Origin of the sequence: Moorena sp. SIO3H5, assembly GCF_010692395.1 — a bacterium.
In the GTDB taxonomy this organism is placed as follows: Bacteria; Cyanobacteriota; Cyanobacteriia; order Cyanobacteriales; family Coleofasciculaceae; genus Moorena.
This window is the reverse complement of the sequence record NZ_JAAHHS010000113.1, coordinates 1-19,672: the sequence shown is the minus strand read 5'-3', so window position 1 is coordinate 19,672 and position 19,672 is coordinate 1. Positions and strand designations below refer to the sequence as shown.

The window sequence follows — 19,672 nt, the reverse complement described above, 5'->3', positions numbered from 1 at the left end:
CAACCTACCAGAAGGGAAAACCGGATCCAAGCTTCAGGTTTAACTATTCCGATTGGCATTAATCTAGGTAAATCGAAAGTAACACCTCTACCAGAGGCAGCAGATGACTATCGGTCGAGTTTTGGGTTGTTGAGGGAATTGGGAGATTACTTTGTGGTGAATGTGAGTTCACCGAATACACCAGGATTGCGATCGCTTCAGGATGCCAGTCAACTTAGTCTGATCTTAGATGCTCTGCAACAGCAAAACCTTTCCCAAAAGCCGATTCTGGTTAAGATTGCCCCGGATTTAGAGTGGAATGCGATCGCAGATGTCCTTGAGCTTGCCCAAAGCTATAGCTTAGCTGGGATTATTGCCACTAACACTACCATCCGTCGGGATCTGCTGAAAACACAACGGATTGCGGCAACGGGCAAACTGGTAACGGAAGAAGCTGGGGGGATTAGTGGAGCTCCTTTGCGTCAACGTTCTACAGAGGTAATTCGGTTTATCTGGCAGGAAACTCAAGGAACGTTACCGATTATAGGGGTTGGGGGCATTTTTACGGCGGAGGATGCTTGGGAGAAGATTACTGCAGGTGCTAGTCTAATTCAGGTGTACACGGGTTGGATTTATAACGGTCCATGGATGGTAAGGCAGATTCTGCAAGGGCTGTTGCAGAAGTTGGAGGAAAGAGGCATGAGTTCAATTTCTGAGGCAGTTGGTTCTGGGTCTGGTTGAAGTGTGAAGTGTGAAGTGTGAAGTGTGAAGTTTGAAGTTTGAAGGTTGAAGGTGGTGTGGTTGGAGGTTGTTCGCGTAGCCTGGCCTTTTGGCCAAGGTTGTCTGTCATAATGCCGAATATAGAAGGCCGAATTTAGAAGGCCGAATTTATGATTCTACATTCTTAATTCTTAATTCTACATTCTTAATTCTTAATTCTTAATTCTTAATTCTTAATTCTTAATTCTTAATTCAAAAATTCATATTACCAATTCTGAGCGCAGGATACTAACAGCTTGTCCACTCAGAAAAACGCGTCCGCTACCGGTATAGTTAACCTTTACGACACCACCCCGAGAGGATGCTTGGTAGGCTAAGAACTCATCTTTATTATTGCGTTCGCGCCAGAAGGGAGCGAGACAACAATGGGCAGAACCTGTAACTGGGTCTTCATCAATTCCCAATCTGGGGGCAAAGAATCGGGAAACAAAGTCGTATTCTGAATCACTGTCAGCCCAACTAGTAACAATTACCGCAGACAGAGGTAAGGTTTTCATCAGTTGAAAATTGGGCTGCATCTGCTTGACCAACTCTTCCGACTCGACCTCGACCAAAAGCCAATGGGAATTTTTGCCAACCCACTTGATGGGTATACCTAAGGCTTGGCTGAGTCCTTCTGGAGTACTGATCACTTCTGAGGGAATCACCGGGAAATCTAGTTGAATCCACTCACCCTGGCGCTGAGCAATCAGCAATCCACTCTTGGTATAGAAGCGAATCATTTGATCAACAGACACATGTCCCTCTGACCAAAGAACATGAGCGCTAGCTAGGGTGGCGTGACCGCATAAGGGGACTTCCACTGTTGGTGTAAACCAACGCAAATTGAAACCATCCTCTTGCTTGACTAGAAATGCGGTTTCAGATAAATTCATCTCTTGCGCTACATTTTGCATCCAGCTGTCATCTTGAGCAGTTGGTAAAACACAGATAGCAGCAGGATTCCCTGTAAAGGGTTTACTGGTGAAAGCGTCTACTTGAATAATGGTTTGTCCCATAATCAGGCAAAAGGTTAAATTAAGTCTGGTTAATGACTTGTGGAATGGTTTATTGTGTTAATTTTAACCTGTAAATTTTAATTTTATTATTAACAATTTAAAATACACAATTAACTAACAATTAATATCCTAATAATTTGGCGAATATGTTATCTAAAATTGAACCGGTCTCCGGCGGGAGAGTAGAACTGTAAACGTCCAACACCTAAATATAAACCGTAGGGATTCTCTCCAGGAGGGAAAGCTGTAACGCCAAACAGATAGACGCCTCCCAATCGTGGGTTGCGAACAGGACGAAGCCCAACAGTAATGGTTTTTCCTGGGTTTACTGGTGGATCGAAGGTAACTGAAATTGTTTTGCTTGAGTCGTCTTTTGTTACGCTTCCCAGAGATAACGGCTGACCCCGGTCTTGGTAAGTTCCTTCAAATGCTGAGGATTTCTCGGGATAGAATCGAATCTTATATCCTCCTTGACGCTGATTAATGGTTAATGTTTGTAGTGGTTCACCAATATCCCCTGGTAAGTCCACGGTGAAATAGTATGTTCCTCCTCGCACATCAGCTTGATTAAACGTAGTTACTGCATCCAACAACCTAGGAGATTTCTCAAATGAAACTCTGCCATCCGCTAATTCAACGGCTTGGGTTGAGGGAGTATCTAAAATTACTAAGGATAAGACTAAGGCTATAGTAATTTTGATAAATTTTACGGAAAACAGAAGGGACCCACGAAAGCCCAATATCTTTAGAGCCGGGAGGAAGCATGAGGTGACCGTATATGAGGCCGTCTTTTCTTTGATTTCACCATCTAACATGTTGACACTACTGATGATTCTTGTTATTAGATAATTCTAAGGTCAAAGGTTAGTAGGCAAAGCATAATTGATCCGTATAACTATGGCATCTATCTGTAGTTAGGAAAATCCCGAAGGGAGCAAAGGTGGGGAAGATTGACACAATGCACAATTCACAATGCACAATGGCACAATCAAGTATTTAAAGTCAAACTAGTATTTATTATCTCTCCATCTCCGTGATCTTGTGATCTACTCTGGGAATACATGCTATGTCTGTTTTGTCAAGCCCTCAATTCTATCCACCTAGGCTCAATCCCCTATTAACCCGCCTCTGTCAAGGCTTTTCTGATGTGATCGCCGATAATTTGTATCAACTGAAGTTAGTGGTTGAGTCAAAGGACCTAGAGAAACTGGCTCGGTTGGAAGAGGAACGGGTGCTTTATCTCCCTAATCATCCTACCCTTGATGATGGGATAGTTCTGTTTCTGTTATCAACTAGGTTAGGGCAACTCTTTCACTATGTTGTGGCTTACGAGAGTTTCCGGGGATGGAACAAAAAATTTCTGCCCCTGATCGGAGCATACTCGATTAGACGGGGTTTAGGCGATCGCGCCAGCATTGCCCAAACCCTAACGTTACTGAAGCAACCGAGTTGTGATTTGGTGATTTTCCCCGAAGGTGGCTGCTCTTATCAAAATGATACGGTTATGCCCTTCCGAACGGGAGCGATTCAACTGCCTCTACAGGCAATGAACCAAATGGTCAAACAGGGTGAACCTGTTCCTAATCTCTATTTAGTACCGGTAAGTCTGAAGTACCACTACACTGATTCCATGAAGCCAGTGATTGATCAGACCCTGTCCCGTCTAGAGAAGGCGTTGAACATTAATGCGATCGCACCAAACTTCTATGGGCGTTTACGGGGTGTGGCTGAGCAAGTCATTCTTCGCTTGGAGACTGAATACGACATTAATCTAGACCAAACAACTCTAGACCAAACCACTCAGATGGATTGGAACCAACGGATTAACAAGCTCAAAACTCATCTGTTGAGTGAATGTGAACAGAAGCTAGAGCTAACACCGGCAACCATGACACCAAGCCGAGAACGAGTGTATAAAATTCAGTCAGTCTTAAAATCCCGTGCTCAAGAGTTAGAACAGTTTGATGAAACCACTTATGAATCAATTTACCAAGCTACTATCCGCCTGCTGAATTTCGATGCAATTTACGATGGTTATGTTGCGGCTTCCCCTACCCCAGAGCGTTTTTTGGATACCCTGACTCGACTAGAGCGGGAAGTGTTTAAGTTTGATCGACCTTTGGTGAAAGGACACCGCAAAGCTATGCTCCGCATTGGAGACCCCATAAACATCAAAGATCATTTTGAGTCCTACAGAAAAAACCGAGCAGGAACAGTGGAGATGTTGACCCAACAACTACAACAGACAGTTCAAGAAAATTTATCGTAAACATATGTGTTAGGCGCATATGTTGACCTGACGATTAAGTTAAAATTTGTTTGCAAAAATACTTTTATTTGCAAAAATACTTCACACTTTTTGTAAAAACCATTGGTTAAGCTAAGAGCAGGATAGAAAGTAGAGGAAATTTTATGAACGCTGTTTTTGGCGTGGATTCACAGCAAAGCCGCTGGCGAACCATTGCCATGTTTGCTTTAGGGTTTTGGCTCAGTAGCAGTTTGGTTATAGACTTTGTGATCATGCCATCCATGTCTGCCGCTGGCATGATGAGTCAGGCTAGTTTTGCTACAGCTGGCTATTCAATCTTCTGGACATTTAATCGTGTTGAGCTTTTGTGTGGCGCTTTAATATTAGCCAGTCTCCTAGCCCTGCGTGGTAATTCTAATCTTTATCATTACGTCAGACGCTGGTCTATTGTATTATCTCTGCTCATGGTAGGGATCGCAATCATTTATACCTACATAATGACACCCCAGATGAGCGCCATGGCTCTACAACTGAATCTTCTAGAGCCAGTGAGTGGTATGCCAGCAGGAATGGTGCAAATGCATGAAGGCTACTGGCTGCTAGAAGCAATCAAGTTAATGGCAGGGACTACACTACTTAGCTGGTGCTATCAAGACTATCGTAGATTGGTCTGTTCGTAACTTGCTCCCACACTCCCCCTAACCCCAGGGCTAATTAATTCTTGTGGATCTTGTGGACATTATTGTTAGGTTAATCATGTGAAAGGGGGGTGGGGTGGTACAGGATCAATCCTCCACCGTTCTTTCTGAAGGCCACAATAGCCGTAATGCCATCAAAGCAAAGCCAATGGCTGCGATCGCTTTAAGTATACGAGTAGGCAACAGATGAGCCACCCCTCCCCCAGCTACTACACCCAGAAAGCTAGCAAGTATCAGTGCAGCTATAGTTCCCAAAAACACAGTACGGGGGGAATTGAGACTACCACTGAGTGCGATCGCTGCAAATTGGCTTTTGTCTCCAATTTCAGCTAAAAATACAGTTAGGAAACTTAGTCCTAGTAATTGCCAATCCATCTTATAATCACTAATTCATCACTAATTCAGTTTGATTGCGTCCCACATAAGCATAACTGATATAAACAGTAAAAGTGTTCCGGCAGCCGTATCCATCATCTCAGGGGACAAGCGCTTAGCCAGCCAATGACCAATAAGTACACCTACCAAACTAGTAGATATCAGTGCTGCGGCAGCACCAACAAACACAATCCATGGAGACTGGGATTCGGCAGTGATTAGTAGTGTTGCTAGTTGGGTCTTGTCTCCCATCTCGGCTAGAAAGATGGTTAGGAAGGTTGAACTAAAGATTCCCCATACAGCCATCTGATTTGCTTTTACTGGCTGACTCTGGTCAGATTGAGTCACTGGAAAACTGCTCAAGATATAGGTACTTTATACAATTTACCAAAATTTGCATAACTTTACATAAATTCTGAGGCTTTGATCGCTCTCAAATTGTAAATTCTTAAAACAAGTTGAGATTTTTCTCCCCGAAAATTCTTATGATTGCTTTGATTGCTGATCAATCCATCAATATGGGAGAAACTGCATTGATTAACTCAATTTTCTTAGCTGCTGTGGAAACCTCTGTTCCGGTGACCCCAGAGTGGAGTCCCACAGTGGCGATAGTAATGATTTTGTGTAATCTGTTTGCGATTACTGTTGGTCGCTTTGCCATCAAAAACCCCGGTCAAGGCCCAGCTTTACCTGGTGCCTCTGGACTGTTTGCCAATTTTGGTATCCCTGAACTGTTGGCAACTACTAGCCTCGGTCACATTCTAGGGGCTGGTGTCATCTTAGGTCTAGCCACTAGTGGTGTTCTCTAAGCTCTGACAAAACACTTAGCTCCAGGGGAAGAGAGGGGAGAGGGGGCAGTGGGAGAAGCCCCAATTAGTCGAAAATCATTTTTGACTTTTGATATCGTATTTGATATCGTACTTGGTTCCCCTTCCCGATTCCCCTAGCAATTCTGGTTGAACTCGCTGCAAAAATAACACGACTGCCGCTGAAAACGACCCCTCAATCACCATCAGGGGAATATGGGCAACCATTAGCCCGTAAATTGCTGTCCGTTCTGCTGCGACATTAAAATTAGCAGGAATATTGGTAATGACTAGGACGAAGAATATTAGGGTCGCCACTCCCAAGCCAGCAGCACCGGCCAAGAAGCTGAAGATAGCAGTAACAATTCGATTGCCTTTACCAAATACCCGTCGCAATTGGAAGAGGTGATAAGCCAAGATTGCTGATACCCCCATCATCGCTGCATTTATCCCGAGGGTGGAGAGTCCACCATGCTGGAACATAACTGCTTGAAAGAACAAACCAATCAGAATAGCAGGAACGGCATAATAACCTAATATTGCCCCTAACAAGCCATTGAGGACGAAATGGACACTTGTTGGTGGGATGGGGAGGTGAATTGAGGATGCTACAAAAAAGGCAGCAGTCAGTAAGGACGCTCTGGGAATTGCCTCCTGGGGGTTTTGATGTTGATCAATTTGACGTAGGGCATACCAAGTGAGTCCACCAGTAGCTCCATAACCAGCAAGACAGACAGAAGCAGGGAGAATACCATCAGGAATGTGCATTAGTTTTCCTCCCTAAGAAAAAGAGTGCTGTACCGACAAATCCCCAAACACCAGCAGCTGCCATGAGCATTCTCTGAACAGGGGTGTAACTAGGACTGGTTGATGAGATCATTAGGGAGTTATCTGCTGCTGATGACTGACCCGCTACAGCAGAATTCTCCTCACCAAGAGTAAGAGTAATCATGCCACCGTGACCAGCTTGGCGAACCTGAATTGTCCAATTTCCCTGCTGAGCGTAATCGGGAGCAAAGATAAACCTGCCTTTGGTGTCACTAGTCCCTGTCTGCCAAGGGGTGGTAGGATTATTGGGAGCATAAATAGTTACTTGGGCATTAGACATCGGTTGACCAGTGTCGTACTTAGCATTAATCTCAATAGCCTCGATGGTTTTAGATTCAAGCCTAGTGCCGTGAGCCTCAGCATTGACTGACCAACTCAAGACAGACACCAGGCTCAGTAGCATCAAATCTTTCCACTTCATCCTTAATTCTTGACTGTTTAGTGTTGACTGTTAAGCTAGCGTGCATTTAATTGGCATATTTTCTACTTAAGGCCTTTGGCCAGGCTACGCGAACGGGAAAAGTGCTCAATCCCTCTGACCCTCTGGAAATCCCCCACTATCCCCCTCTTCAATAGTCATGCAAAGCGCGATTGGTCAGAGCTGATCAGGTTTGATTTTTATAGCACTACCTCTTGATTTTTCCTTGTCTGGATAAGGACTCTAGCCTAGAAGACTCTGGGGTTTGGAGTAAGGGTGTTGGGTACCTCATGACCTGGAAATTGGCGTGGATTTACAGTGACCTTCACCGACATGACCTAGGTTAGGCAGAATCTCTTGAGTAAGCTGCTGATAGGTGCCAGCTGGGAGTGCTGATTTAAGCTGAGCCATTGTCACCTCTAGTTTGCCGTTCTTAGCGAGTGCAGCTAATGGCTCAAATCCGATCGCACCAGTATTGAGGGGGTCATTAGCGGTCAAATCACTATCGCCAAAAATGTGATCGAAGTGGAAGGTAGCTTCTATGTCCGCTTCCCCATCCTTGGCTAGAATCCCTTTGCGCTGATCACCAACGAATTCACCACAGCGGTATTCAATCTCTTGGTCAAGTTTGATCACAAAATCAATGGTTTGTCCCTGCTTTTTGGCTTTACCACCCATCACTAGGCTTTGATCCATTGCTTGGCCAGTCTTGGCTTTGACCATTTTCCAGGAAAGAGCATTGTAATGACCAGTTGGTGCATCAGCTATCTCAGCAATCAGAATTGGCTCGGCATCCTCTCCCCCTTCCGCTAAATCGATGGTTTTGGGATTGGGGAGGATAATTTTCTCTTCGACTGAGATTTCCTTTACTGTATCGGGGTTATAGGGAGGGTTAGCTTGGTAAGCTGTGATGTCCGCTAGGTTGATGTAAACCTGATCGAAAGATATTTGCCAACTGTCTTTGGAAACAAAGCCCTGTCGCACAAAATCTTCACCGTTAGCCCGAAATTGCAGCTTGCCATTCCCTGCTGTAGCCTTAGTCTCGCTCTTGGGTTTACCTTCACCACAGCCTGAGAGGAAAATTACACCTATAACCATTATATTGACCCATATTTGCACCTTTTTGATCATGATTATGCGATCGCTTCAACTTTTCCTTGTACCTTAATTAGTATACAAAACTTAATAAAACTCAGTTTTGGGGTAATTTACAATGCCCCTCTACCCCATCTGCCCACGGCTCTCTCCCCCATTTCCTCACACTTTCCCCTCTCCCCAGACTTTCCTTTCTCCTCGCACTCCCGCCTCTCGACCCACACCCCCGTGCCGGGGATACATCACTATTTTCAGTAATTTAGCTGATAGTTTTAAGACAAATAGCTGAGGTTTATAAAAAAAAAATAATATTATCCGTTGATTTTTAGCCGTTTTCAGTTTAACTTCACAAAATCTTTCTCAAGATTAACATGATTTTTATATAAAAATAGCGGTTTTTTCTGTTATTTGTAGATCCAAGTAGCCTATCTAAAGGTAATCAAAATAGTTGAGATAAGTTCATTAATTCTTCATGATATCTAACCCTGACAAGCAAATTATGTAGACTAATTATGTAGAGTAACTACTTAGCTAAACAACCTGTATGCAAAGCAATTAACTCCAGGTTAAATTATCAATATGTTTAGTTTTTTGCTCAAAAATATAAGGTTTGTTTAGGAAACTATCAGCGAGTAACCTTGAGAATAAAGCGATAATCAGCAGACCGATTAGTTATGGCTATGTTAGGAAATAAATTCCCAAATAAATTACGAGAGGAGCAAAAGGTTTCAAGTAGTACTACAGGGAGATATTTAACCCCATTTCAAAAAAAACTTCTGCAAAAAAGTTTGGAATTAGATTTATCAGAAAAATACCGTCAGCGTATTCAAATTATGTTGCTGGCGGATCAGGGAAAATCTCAAGCTGAAATTGGGCAAGCCTTGGGCTGTTGCCCAGCGACAGCTAGGCATTGGATGCTGATGGCTCGCACGGGTCAAGCACTCAATTGGCAGGATAATCCCATTGGTCGCCCTAAGGCGGTTAATGAGCAATATCTTGAACGGTTGCAGGAACTGGTAAAACAGAGTCCTAGAGACTGTGGCTATTCATTTCGACGCTGGACAGCTCATTGGTTGAGTCAGCACTTGGCTAAGGAATTGGGGGTTGAAATTACCCCTCGCCATGTGAATCGGTTGCTCAAAAAGATGGGATTGTCCACTCGACCGAGAAAATCCACTAAGGCTCAGTCAAAGACGACTGAAAATAGGATGACTGGGGTTAGCATTATGATTCATGACTTGCAATCAGCTGTGCTCCCTGATTCTTCACCGATGATGGTCTCTTACACAAATAGAATAAGCTTGAGTACCAATGGTTAAAAGTTCATCTGCTCCCATGATTTCTCCTCAACAATTGAGCAAGACTCTGGGATATTCTCTGTCTCCATCAGAATTCCAGCGCGTCCTAAAAGGATGTGAATTCAAAGAGCCTAAGGTGGGCAAGTTTTGGCACTCAGGAAATAGCAATCCCAAGAGTAATGCCAATAGTAATTCCAATACTAATCCTGGGATCTATATCATTATTGCTGGTAAGGTAAGACTACTGGATGGGGCAGGTGAATTAATCACTACCTTGGAAACTGAGGAGTCTTTTGGAGAATTAACCTTGTTTCCAGAGGTTGACTTGGAGCCTTATTTGGCTAGAGCTTCAGTGAATGTGAAGCTGTGCTTTCTACCAGGGGACTTGGTGTTGGCTCTGATGGATCGGTATCCCCAAATCCGAGACCATTTGTGGAATCAGGCACGATTGCGAGACTCCCAGTGCCAAATGGGATCCTCTGAAAAACCCGCTACGGAAACCCAAAATCCTGCCTCAGTTCACTCCCCCACTCCTGCCACTTCCCTCACCTCTGGACCCCCTCAAAAAACCAAGTCCGAGAAAAAAATCAAGAAAGCTTTTTTCCCCCATCCCACTCAGCGTGTGGGACATTGGTTTCAACGGGTGACTAAGCGCTATCCATTTTATGCTCAACAGAATGCTAGCGATTGTGGTCCAGCCTGTTTGGTGATGGTGTCTCGCTACTGGGGCAAGCAGTTTAGTTTAAATCGCTTGCGGAATTTGGCCAATGTCAACCGGGATGGATCATCCCTGCGAAGACTGTGCTTTGCTGCGGAAAGTGTTGGCTTTTCCACTCGTCCAGTGCAAGCTACTTTGGATCAGTTGGCGAAGCAGAAATTACCAGCAATTGTTCACTGGGAGGGGAAACATTTTATTGTTGTCTATGAGATTACTAAAACCAATGTGGTAGTGTGTGACCCAGCTCGTGGGCAACGCACCCTCACCCATCGGCAGTTTAATCAGGATTGGAGCGGTTATGCCCTGCTACTGCAACCGACCCTAAAGTTTAAGGATACTAAGGCGTCGTCTACATCTGTCTGGCAGTTCTTTGAGTTAATTAAGCCTCATTGGCTGATGCTGCTGGAAATTTTCATCGCGTCAATATTTCTCCAGCTGTTTGGATTGATTAGCCCTATCTTCACCCAGTTGATTCTAGACCGAGTGGTGGTGCAGCGCTCACAGATAACCTTAACAACAGTAGTACTGGGATTAGTGTTGTTTAGCTTGTTCCGAGTGGCGATGACAGGGTTGCGGCAGTATCTGCTGATTCACACGGCTAAAAAAATTGATGTGGCGCTGATAGTGGGGTTTATTCGCCATGTTTTCCGATTGCCCTTGAATTTCTTTGAATCCCGTTATGTGGGAGATATCGTATCACGGGTGCAGGAAAACCGGAAGATTGAAGAATTTATGACCGGTGAGACCTTGTCGATTGTTCTGGATTTGCTCACTGTCTTTATCTATGGGGGAATGATGTTTTGGTACAACTGGCGGATGGCACTGCTAGCGCTAGTAATCGTACCACCTTTTTCCATCTTGGCATTGGTCAGCGCACCCTTTTTACGACGAATTTCTCGGGAAATTTTCTATGCCACGACTAAGCAAAATAGTTATTTGATTGAAGCTCTGTCTGGAGTAAGGACCGTAAAAGCTTCGGCGGTAGAACAGAACGTGCGCTGGAATTGGGAAGAGTTGCTGAATAAAGCCATTAAGATTGAGTTTTCTGGGCATGTGTTTAATACTCAGCTACAAATGGTGAGTGGTACCCTAGAAGCCATTACGAGTACTGGTTTGCTGTGGTATGGGGCATTTTTGGTGATTCAAGACCAGTTAACCATTGGACAGTTGGTAGCTTTCAATATGGTCCTAGGGCAATTTATCTCTCCGTTCCAACGCCTAAGCGTAGTATGGAATCAGTTGCAGGAAGTGTTAATTGCTGTGGAACGGATTAATGATGTCCTGGATTCCGAACCAGAGGAGAATTTACAGCAGCAAGAGAAGGCAAAGTTAGGTCAACTCCAAGGTCATATTCAGTTTGAGAATGTCACTTTTCGCTATCACGATGACAGTGATAACAATGTGCTGGAAAATCTCAGTTTTGAGGTTAAACCTGGGCAAATGGTAGCCCTAGTAGGACGTAGTGGTTCCGGGAAAACCACGATTTCTAAGTTAGTGTTGGGGTTTTATCCTGCTACCGATGGTAAAGTTTTGATTGATGGATTGGATATTACGACCATAACGATAGAGTCGTTGCGATCGCAAATGGGAGTAGTAGACCAAGATACCTTCCTGTTTGGGGGAACTATCCAGGAAAATATTAGCCTCTGTCATCCTTCCGCTGGTTTGGAGCAGGTGATGAAAGCGGCCCAATTAGCAGGAGCCCACGAGTTTATTCAACTATTGCCTATGGGCTATGACACTCAGATTGGGGAAGGGGGAGGAATGTTGTCCGGGGGACAACGACAACGAATTGCGATCGCACGAGCACTGATGGGGAATCCCAAATTGTTGGTTTTAGATGAAGCTACCTCTCATTTAGATCCAGAATCAGAACGAATTATTCAGCGAAACTTAAATACAATTTTAAAGGGACGGACGACATTAGTAATTGCTCATCGTTTGTCAACAATTCGCAATGCAGATTTAATTTTAGTGATGGATAGAGGAGTATTAATTGAGAGTGGAACTCATCAGGAATTAATTGAAAAGCGCGGACATTTTTATTACCTAAACCAACAACAGCTCACCGTAGCCCAGTAATTCCATACTTCCTGCTCTCTTTGCTATATAGCAATTATCTATACCATGAAGTACAAAGGGATCCCCCTAAATCCCCCTTGACAAGGGGGACTTTGAGGTTGATAACCGTACCTCATAAATCCTATAAACGCTATAGATCAACAATGACAAATAATAAACCAAAATGACCAACTCATCAAATGGACGAACTGGGACTAAACTCCAAGATGCTAAAAAAATTGATCAGGATTTAATGTCTCCTAACGTAGAGGATTTTAATAACGATGATTCCAGTGAATATTGGTCTTTTGCTACCAAAGAACTTCTGGATAGTCTACCCCAAGCTTGGACTAGAGGATTGTTGTATGTATTGGTAATATTTATCAGTGTCCTTATTCCTTGGGCAATTTTATTTAAAATCGATGAAACCGGGAGTGCGAGGGGAAGACTAGAACCCCAAGATAAGACGATTCGCTTAGATGCACCGGTGGTAGGCACTGTAGCTAAACTTTATGTTAAGGAAGGAGAATCTGTCGAAACTGGCCAGAATTTAGTTGAACTAGAATCGGATTTAGTCCAAACTGAAATCCAGCAGTATCTGAAGCGATTGGAAGGTCAACAAAATCAGCTTAATCAGTTAAAATTGCTGAAAAATCAGTTAGCGATCGCCCTTCAAACTCAGGAGCAACAAAATCAAGACCAGGAATTAGAGAAGTTGGCTCAGGTTGAACAAGTGCGACAAACCTTAGCAGCCGTTAAAAAATCCTATAATTTACAAAAATCTGAACAATTAGCCCAGTTAAATCAGGCGAGACAATTGCTAAATCATAGTAAAACAGCCTATAATTTAATGGGGAATCGGGTGGAAAATGCTAAGCGGGAGGTGGAGCGGTTTCGAGATGCATTTAATGAAGGTATTGTTTCAGAAATTCAGTTAGTAGACCGGGAAGATTTGGCTCACGAGAGGCAACGGTTGTATCAACAAACCCGATCAGATCTCGAGCAAGCCAAGTTACGGTTAACGGAGCAAGAGAGTACTTATGAGCGCACGTTGCGCGAAACCGAAGCAGAGATTGAACAGGCGCAGTTGCGTCTACAGGAGCAAAACAAAAGTTATCAGAGTTTACTCAAGTCCGGGAAATTAGCTCTACTGCGCTCTGAAGAAAATTTAAAAAATATGGAGTCAGAAATTTCTAGACTAGAAGCTGATATTGCTCAGAATAAAAGTCAGATAGAGGGGTTAAAGTTTCAGTTGTCTCAACGGGTGATCAAATCTCCCGTCAATGGGACAGTCTTTGATTTACCGATTTCTGGTGCCGGTTCAGTGGTGCAGCCAGGAATGATGATGGCGGAAATTGCCCCAGAGAATTCTTCTTTAATTCTCAAAGCTCAGATGACAACATCGGAAAGTGGTTCCTTAAAAACTGGGCTACCAGTAAAGTTAAAGTTTGATGCTTATCCCTATCAAGATTATGGGGTGCTAGAAGGGCAAATTCATAGCATTTCTCCCACTACTGAAGAAGTGGATACGGCTCAGGGTCCGATAGCAGTATATAACTTAAAAATTTCCCTGAACAAGGATTGTGTTTCCTCAGGGAATGAGTGTATTCCTTTGCGTCCGGGAGATACTGCATCTGCTGAAGTGATTGTTAGACGGCGTCGGGTTATTGATTTTATTCTTGATCCGTTTAAGCAATTGCAGAAGGGGGGGATAAAACTCTGATATTAAGTCTGGTTGAATACCCATAATCAAAGTGTGAGAAGTGTGGGAAGTGTGGGGAGTTTGGGGAGTTTGGAGCCCGAGGGCCTTAAAAAAGGGGGGAGCCATACTCAAAGGGCGTTGCTGATTCTCAGTATGGTTTCGCCCCCCTAGCCCCCCAATTCTGGGGGGAAAAACTCTCAAGCGCTGTATCGCTGCTCCCTATTTCAACCGTTAATTTTACTTTTGTCCGACTATTTATAGTGTTTATCATAGCTATGAGGTACACATTATTTTTTTCCACTTCCCACTTCCGACTTCCCTGCTCCCTGCTCCCTGCTCCCTGCTCCCTGCTCCCTGCTCCCTGCTCCCTGCTCCCTGTTCCGTATTTCAACTGTTAATTTTACTTTTGTCCGACTATTTATTCACTCAATTACTAATTACTAATTACTAATTATGGAGGAAATTATGTCTCAAGCTATTACAATTACCCAAACCGATTTGATTAATCAACTCAAACTATCCTGTCAAATGCCCCCACTGCTGGCAGAGATTCTCAAACAGAAAATTATCATGTTGGCGGTGGAAAATTTCGGAATTGAGACAACGGAAGAGGAATTGCAGAAGGCGGCGGATAACTACCGGATTTTGAATAACCTCCAGAGTTCGGATCAGACTTGGGAGTGGCTGCGCTACCATGGCTTGTCTTTGGAGGATTATCAGGAAATGATTCGCTACAGTTTGCTATCGGGAAAGTTGGCGGAGCATCTGTTTGGGGATAAAGTAGAACCCTATTTCTATGAAAACCAGTTAGATTATGCCGGGGTGGTGATGTATGAAGTGCCCATAGATGATGAGGATTTGGCCATGGAACTCTACTACGCTATCCAGGAAGGGGAAATGAGTTTTTTTGATGTGGCTCGTCAATACATTCAGGATAAGGAGTTACGGCGCACTGGGGGCTATCGAGGAATTGTGCAGCGCAAGACTATCAAACCGGAAGTGTCCGCTGCTGTGTTTGCGGCGACTCCCCCGCAGTTACTGAAACCGATTTTGGTCAGTGATGTCATGATGTTGGTTTATGTGGAAGAGATTATTCAACCTAAGTTAGATCAAGGGTTGCGGACTCAAATAATGTCAGAGTTGTTTGACCAGTGGTTGCAGTCGAAGATAACAATGGAGGAGGTGACGATAGACGTTGGAGAAGGTGAGTTGGATAGAATTGCGCAGACTGAGTAGCAGACCTTCAACCCGGATCGCTATGGCAGGGCTGTTTCTTGCGTCTGACTAAAACGTGATTGGTAGGGAGGTGGGGAGATAGGGAGGTGGGGAGATAGCGGTCCGACCCGTGGCGAATCTAATTCTTAATGGGTCAAGGGCACCGTCAGAGAATTTTTATTAATAAAAATACCTTCTCCCCAGCACCCCAGCTCCCTTTCACCCGATTGAATTGACAATTTATTCGGGGAAAATGAAACAGCCCTGCCTTATCAAGGGGGACTTTGAGGTTTAGAACTGTACCTCATAAATTCAATAAACGCTATATCATGTTAATATAATCAGTCAAAAAAAATAGCTTCCTTCTTGTAGCTATTTTTTAGTCTCCCTATTCCCTATTCCAATATCCGCTGTTCACTAAAATTCAGAAATTGTGTACTTGATAGCTATGAGACTTGCTATATAAAAAGGGGCTGATAGCTAGGGTGCTTATCCTATTAGCTTCCTAGCTATCATCTTATCCCCCCAGCTACAGACCTCTGCTTAAAATTAGTCTGAAACTCCCACCGTAAAGTGGTTCACTCTTAATTTCTACCAGACGTTTTAGGGAGCCTAGTAGTCTCAGTTCACCTGGAATAGGTCACTAAGGTAGGAGATTTGCAGTGAATTCTGCGGCCAGGCGACCGAATAAGGTAAGTGTGCCAATCCGGAATGAGGCAGTTATAGTTGGGGGTGTACCTGCTGTTGTACTTGGTACCACATCTACCCTTAGCCTGGGAGCGGCAGTGAAAACACCTAAACCGAAAAAGCCGCCCACGATGTCACCAATCATTTCAGCATCTTGCAGTTCAGTTAAGTAGCTTTCCTGAGAAACATTGAGATCAGAAATAGTAATCATAGTTAGTAAATCTCCTAGAATTTGCTTTTAGTTGGTGTGAGTTGGTTATTTCCTCATCACACTTACATACTAGGCGTTATTTTTTGGGTAGGCAAGGGGATTTTTAAAGCCTTAGGGACATTAAAAATGCCTTGTGTCTTTTCGGGATTATTCATTGCTTAATAGTCTTTTTTATGGGATTTAAAGCCTTTATAAAAAACAGGATTATCATTCGATAAAGTTAATAGCCATTTCATTAGAATAAGGACATAATTATTGCTATTTTTTCTTTTGTTATTTTATTAGCTTAGAAAGAAAAAGCATGACGTCTAAAGTATGGTGGTTTTTAGGGAGCAGGGAGCAGGGAGTAGGGAGCAGGGAGCAGGGAATAGGGAACAGGGAATACGGAGTCGGGAGTCGGGAGTCGGGAATAGGGAACAGGGAATACGGAGTCGGGAGTCGGGAGTACAGAGTAGTATGGGAAGATGAGAAGATGGGGAGATGGGGAGATGGGGAGATGGAGAGATCTTACAGGAGTAGGTTTTTAACAAAGATATGAGTCTGGGGTGACCGGGTGTGGTCTGACTGGAAGGGATGCAAGGTTACTCCGGACGGTTTGATAGATGCGATCGGCAAAGCCGCGCCAAAGGCGATCGCTAGCCAACGCCCTTCGGGCTAATCGCATAAGCGCGGAAGCTTTTGTGATCCTCAAATAGTACAGTCGATTTGGCGTTGCTTAATAATGCAATGATTTTAAGAGTGTTTAGGTAAGTGCCTCCAAGGCCGCGAGCAATCCCTCGCGGCCTTAGGTCGCATCTGTGGAATGGGGATGTTGGTGGAATGGGGATGTTGGTGGAATGGGCATGTTGCCAGTTTCATGCTTATTTTCGCGCGGGCAGGATGCCCACTATAGATTTTTGCGCGGGCAGGATGCCCACTATAGATTTTCGCGCGGGCAGGATGCCCACTATAGATTTTTGCGCGGGCAGGATGCCCACTCTACTCATATTCATTACTTGACTGACGCAACGCCGTCGATTTTCCCCACCCCAATTCCCGACTCCCGAGTCCCGAGTCCCGATTCCCGACTCCCTAATTTATTAGTAATTAAAATTTTGTTAAAAATTAAACTATTAAGTTATTTAAACTCTTGACAAATTTAATTGATATTAAAGTCGTCAAAGTATAAAATCATCAATGTATTGCAATTTTCAGCAAAAGGAAACGAATCATTATGGCTCAAAACTTCCTCCCCAACCCTGGTGATAATCCCAACCAGCCTAGTGTGCCTAACCTCTCTGATGAGGGACAGGGACGACGGGAACAAATCAAACATATCTTAATTGGTTCTCCCCAAGCTGTTCGGAACACAATTTCGACGCTGTATGCCCTTGGTTACGCCCAGGTCAATGATTGGAGCACAGCTCAACCTACTGAAAATCCTGGAGAGGTGATCAGTGTCTTGATTCGATATGTGCTGCTAAATTAAGCTAAATTAAGATAGTAATTTGCCAGGGATAATAATCTCTGGCTAAAACAAAACCTCAAGTATCAAGGATAATGTAGTGTGTTGTGGATTTTGATAATTGACCGCCTAAGTAGAGCACAACTAACATGATTCGCTAGTTTCACTAGTGGCTTGAGGTGCAGCTAAGCTGCGAAGGGTTGAAAATTGCAATAAAAAAATCGGTCAAGGATTGGCGTTAACCAAAACTTGACCGATTTTTTTTTAAGGCATGATAGCGATGCAGCGCGGTCTTGGGGGTTCCCCCCATGAGCGACTGCATCAAAACATGAAAAACCAAAGAAATTCCCCCCTTAATAAGATTGGGGGGAGTAGTTTTTATAAACTATTTATTCAGTGCGTTTATGAGGTAGGTAGTGTTTTTAACAAACACTCATAGTATGGCACTGATATTCGGTCGTCAGACATTGCTGACCGCTGAATGCTTACTATATAATAAAATTGAACCGGCTCTCTAAGACAGCACCAAGTAAAAAAGCTCCGAATAAACGGCGCCGACGAGGCGGGGCAACAACCACCGTGGAGGTGGTTGGTGTTGTGGTGGTTGGTGTTGTGGTGGTTGGTGTAGTGGTGGTGGTTGTTGTGTCTGGGCAGTCGTTCATACCACCGTGGATTTGGTTCATCGCCAAATCTGTATAGTTGAACTCAGTTAAAAAGCTTTCGGATACCTTAATATCATTAATTGCTATAGATACCATTGTAGGAAATCTCCTGGAAAATTGGTTTACGAAGAATTGGTTTACTTGGGAACGATTTTTTTACACTCGACCTAATAGAATCCTTGAGATTAATTCAAGTATAATTAACGTTATAGGCTCCTAGTTGGAGTTACCCATACCTACAATTGAGTTTTGGGATAACCCAAGATCCTAGGGAGTGTTAACCACCTTGTTTAACCTGGCAACCACAAACTTATATAAGTAAGGGTAGCCTGAATAACCCAAAAATAGCTATTTGATCGATGGGGGCAGGATTAACGTTGCCACCTATTTCTTTTTTTCGTTCTCTGTTAATCAGAATAATCGATTCCGTAAAAAAAAGCAAGCCTTTAACGAATCTTTTTTTGAATATAAAGCCAGAATAAATTATGAATAAAAAAATATTAATTACCCATAAATCACGAAGAGTTAACTAAAAACTCTAAAGGATGAATAATGAAAGATGAATTATGAAGGATAAATTATGAAGGATGAGTGATAAAATATAAATTATGAAAGATAAATTATGAAGTATGAATGATTGATTTTAGCAATTATCTTTCCCATGAGGTACAAATGGATACCCCTAAATTACCCTTCAAAACGTAAAATTTGAAGTTTATAACTGTACCTCATACATGGAATAAACGCTATAGGGCGGTTTGCATAACTAATAGGTGCGCTTACAGTCGTCGAATTAAATTCGCCACGGGTGGCACCTCTGTATTGCTTACTAAAACCACAAAAACGTCATACAGGCAGGTAAGCCAAACCAAGGCCACCTCATAGTGATCAATAGAATTCTCTCGGTACTAAAAAAAGATGCACCGTGGCGAGACTGACTTGGGTGCATCTGATATTTGTTAAAAAGATGGCAAGTGTGGCAAGTGTGGCAAGTGTGGGTAGTGTAGGAATTTTCTTATAATTTTTCTCTAATTGCAAAAATTAGATGCACCCAGTTTTAAAGAAATTATCTCTGCTTATAAAGCCCGATCTGGAATAGAATGAATGTTCAAAGATTGTAAGAGTAGAGGTTATAATATAGAAGGATATATAGCAAGTCTTATACCCATGAGGTACAAATTTTTAGGTTTTAGGTTTTAGGTTTTAGGCAGCAGGGAGCAGGGAGCAGGGAAGAGGGAAGAGAGAGAAAATAATGTGTACTTGATAGCTATGAGAAACGCTATATAGCGTTTCTAGGACTCATGAGGTACAGTATTCTTTGACGTTGATTCCCTTTGAGGTGCGCTCTTACCATTAAGAATTAAATTCGCCACGGGTCGCACCTCAGGTACACAGAATTGTTTTCCCTCTTGCCTCTTGCCTCTTGCCTCTTGCCTCTTGCCTCTTGTC

At 43.3% G+C, this 19,672-nt stretch carries 21 protein-coding genes; 11 read left to right on the top strand and 10 right to left on the bottom strand.

Annotation, left to right across the window (positions count from 1 at the left end):
* Window positions 1-720: quinone-dependent dihydroorotate dehydrogenase (locus F6K52_RS14870; RefSeq protein ID WP_293078835.1), on the top strand; the 720-nt coding region annotated here is incomplete at its 5' end.
* 239 nt (window positions 721-959) lie between these two features.
* On the opposite strand, the gene F6K52_RS14865 is transcribed toward F6K52_RS14870, so the two are convergent.
* Together F6K52_RS14865 and F6K52_RS14860 are read right to left on the bottom strand one after the other, a co-directional pair.
* Complete coding sequence (locus F6K52_RS14865; RefSeq protein ID WP_293078833.1) at window positions 960-1,757, bottom strand: PhzF family phenazine biosynthesis protein; 798 nt, start codon at window positions 1,755-1,757, stop codon at window positions 960-962.
* A 149-nt stretch (window positions 1,758-1,906) separates the two neighbouring features.
* Window positions 1,907-2,572 (bottom strand): DUF2808 domain-containing protein, encoded by a 666-nt coding sequence (locus F6K52_RS14860; protein ID WP_293078831.1) that lies wholly within the window; start codon window positions 2,570-2,572, stop codon window positions 1,907-1,909.
* 251 nt (window positions 2,573-2,823) lie between these two features.
* On the opposite strand from F6K52_RS14860, the gene F6K52_RS14855 reads away from it, so the two are divergent.
* Together F6K52_RS14855 and F6K52_RS14850 are read left to right on the top strand one after the other, a co-directional pair.
* Window positions 2,824-4,026, top strand: a complete 1,203-nt coding sequence (locus tag F6K52_RS14855) for a 1-acyl-sn-glycerol-3-phosphate acyltransferase (protein ID WP_293078829.1) — start codon at window positions 2,824-2,826, stop codon at window positions 4,024-4,026.
* A gap of 143 nt (window positions 4,027-4,169) precedes the next feature.
* On the top strand, window positions 4,170-4,685 hold the full coding sequence (locus F6K52_RS14850) for a DUF4149 domain-containing protein (RefSeq protein WP_293078827.1): 516 nt from the start codon (window positions 4,170-4,172) through the stop codon (window positions 4,683-4,685).
* A 105-nt stretch (window positions 4,686-4,790) separates the two neighbouring features.
* Here F6K52_RS14850 and F6K52_RS14845 read toward each other — a convergent pair whose 3' ends face one another.
* Both F6K52_RS14845 and F6K52_RS14840 read right to left on the bottom strand, forming a co-directional pair.
* Complete coding sequence (locus F6K52_RS14845) at window positions 4,791-5,078, bottom strand: TMEM165/GDT1 family protein (RefSeq protein WP_293078825.1); 288 nt, start codon at window positions 5,076-5,078, stop codon at window positions 4,791-4,793.
* Window positions 5,079-5,099: 21 nt separating this feature from the next.
* Window positions 5,100-5,426: a TMEM165/GDT1 family protein gene (locus F6K52_RS14840; protein ID WP_293078823.1), complete on the bottom strand. Its 327-nt coding sequence runs from the start codon at window positions 5,424-5,426 to the stop codon at window positions 5,100-5,102.
* A 170-nt stretch (window positions 5,427-5,596) separates the two neighbouring features.
* Between F6K52_RS14840 and psaK the strand changes: the two genes are divergently transcribed.
* On the top strand, window positions 5,597-5,887 hold the full coding sequence (gene psaK / locus F6K52_RS14835) for a photosystem I reaction center subunit PsaK (protein WP_293078837.1): 291 nt from the start codon (window positions 5,597-5,599) through the stop codon (window positions 5,885-5,887).
* A 75-nt stretch (window positions 5,888-5,962) separates the two neighbouring features.
* Here psaK and cbiM read toward each other — a convergent pair whose 3' ends face one another.
* The 3 genes from cbiM to F6K52_RS14820 all read right to left on the bottom strand — a co-directional run bounded on the left by cbiM (window position 5,963) and on the right by F6K52_RS14820 (window position 8,228).
* Window positions 5,963-6,652, bottom strand: a complete 690-nt coding sequence (gene cbiM / locus F6K52_RS14830; protein ID WP_293078821.1) for a cobalt transporter CbiM — start codon at window positions 6,650-6,652, stop codon at window positions 5,963-5,965.
* Window positions 6,639-7,133, bottom strand: a complete 495-nt coding sequence (locus tag F6K52_RS14825; protein WP_293078819.1) for a carboxypeptidase-like regulatory domain-containing protein — start codon at window positions 7,131-7,133, stop codon at window positions 6,639-6,641. Before F6K52_RS14825 ends, cbiM begins: the two co-directional genes overlap by 14 nt.
* Before the next feature lie 285 nt (window positions 7,134-7,418).
* On the bottom strand, window positions 7,419-8,228 hold the full coding sequence (locus tag F6K52_RS14820) for a DUF4382 domain-containing protein (RefSeq protein ID WP_293078817.1): 810 nt from the start codon (window positions 8,226-8,228) through the stop codon (window positions 7,419-7,421).
* A gap of 671 nt (window positions 8,229-8,899) precedes the next feature.
* Here F6K52_RS14820 and F6K52_RS14815 point away from each other — a divergent pair.
* From F6K52_RS14815 to F6K52_RS14795, 5 genes are all read left to right on the top strand, one after another.
* Window positions 8,900-9,544 carry a helix-turn-helix domain-containing protein gene (locus F6K52_RS14815; protein WP_293078815.1) on the top strand — a complete coding sequence of 215 codons (645 nt, stop codon included), beginning with the start codon at window positions 8,900-8,902 and terminating at the stop codon, window positions 9,542-9,544.
* Window positions 9,537-12,323: a peptidase domain-containing ABC transporter gene (locus F6K52_RS14810; protein WP_293078812.1), complete on the top strand. Its 2,787-nt coding sequence runs from the start codon at window positions 9,537-9,539 to the stop codon at window positions 12,321-12,323. The genes F6K52_RS14815 and F6K52_RS14810 overlap by 8 nt, the downstream gene beginning before the upstream one ends.
* A gap of 163 nt (window positions 12,324-12,486) precedes the next feature.
* The gene (locus F6K52_RS14805) at window positions 12,487-14,025 is read left to right on the top strand and encodes an HlyD family efflux transporter periplasmic adaptor subunit (RefSeq protein ID WP_293078810.1); all 1,539 of its coding nucleotides are present in this window, start codon (window positions 12,487-12,489) and stop codon (window positions 14,023-14,025) included.
* A gap of 254 nt (window positions 14,026-14,279) precedes the next feature.
* Complete coding sequence (locus F6K52_RS14800; RefSeq protein ID WP_293078808.1) at window positions 14,280-14,402, top strand: hypothetical protein; 123 nt, start codon at window positions 14,280-14,282, stop codon at window positions 14,400-14,402.
* Between the two features lie 67 nt (window positions 14,403-14,469).
* Window positions 14,470-15,240, top strand: a complete 771-nt coding sequence (locus F6K52_RS14795; RefSeq protein WP_293078806.1) for a peptidylprolyl isomerase — start codon at window positions 14,470-14,472, stop codon at window positions 15,238-15,240.
* Window positions 15,241-15,862: 622 nt separating this feature from the next.
* Here the strand turns inward: F6K52_RS14795 and F6K52_RS14790 are convergent.
* Together F6K52_RS14790 and F6K52_RS14785 are read right to left on the bottom strand one after the other, a co-directional pair.
* Window positions 15,863-16,117, bottom strand: a complete 255-nt coding sequence (locus F6K52_RS14790; protein ID WP_293078804.1) for a hypothetical protein — start codon at window positions 16,115-16,117, stop codon at window positions 15,863-15,865.
* Between the two features lie 308 nt (window positions 16,118-16,425).
* Window positions 16,426-16,647, bottom strand: coding sequence for a hypothetical protein (locus F6K52_RS14785; RefSeq protein WP_293078802.1), 222 nt, complete (start codon window positions 16,645-16,647; stop codon window positions 16,426-16,428).
* A gap of 683 nt (window positions 16,648-17,330) precedes the next feature.
* On the opposite strand from F6K52_RS14785, the gene F6K52_RS14780 reads away from it, so the two are divergent.
* Together F6K52_RS14780 and F6K52_RS14775 are read left to right on the top strand one after the other, a co-directional pair.
* Window positions 17,331-17,585, top strand: a complete 255-nt coding sequence (locus F6K52_RS14780) for a hypothetical protein (RefSeq protein ID WP_293078800.1) — start codon at window positions 17,331-17,333, stop codon at window positions 17,583-17,585.
* A gap of 256 nt (window positions 17,586-17,841) precedes the next feature.
* Complete coding sequence (locus tag F6K52_RS14775; protein WP_293078798.1) at window positions 17,842-18,000, top strand: hypothetical protein; 159 nt, start codon at window positions 17,842-17,844, stop codon at window positions 17,998-18,000.
* Between the two features lie 49 nt (window positions 18,001-18,049).
* On the opposite strand, the gene F6K52_RS14770 is transcribed toward F6K52_RS14775, so the two are convergent.
* Entirely contained in the window at window positions 18,050-18,319 is a 270-nt protein-coding gene (locus F6K52_RS14770; RefSeq protein WP_293078796.1) for a hypothetical protein, read from the bottom strand.
* Window positions 18,320-19,672 lie beyond the last annotated feature (1,353 nt).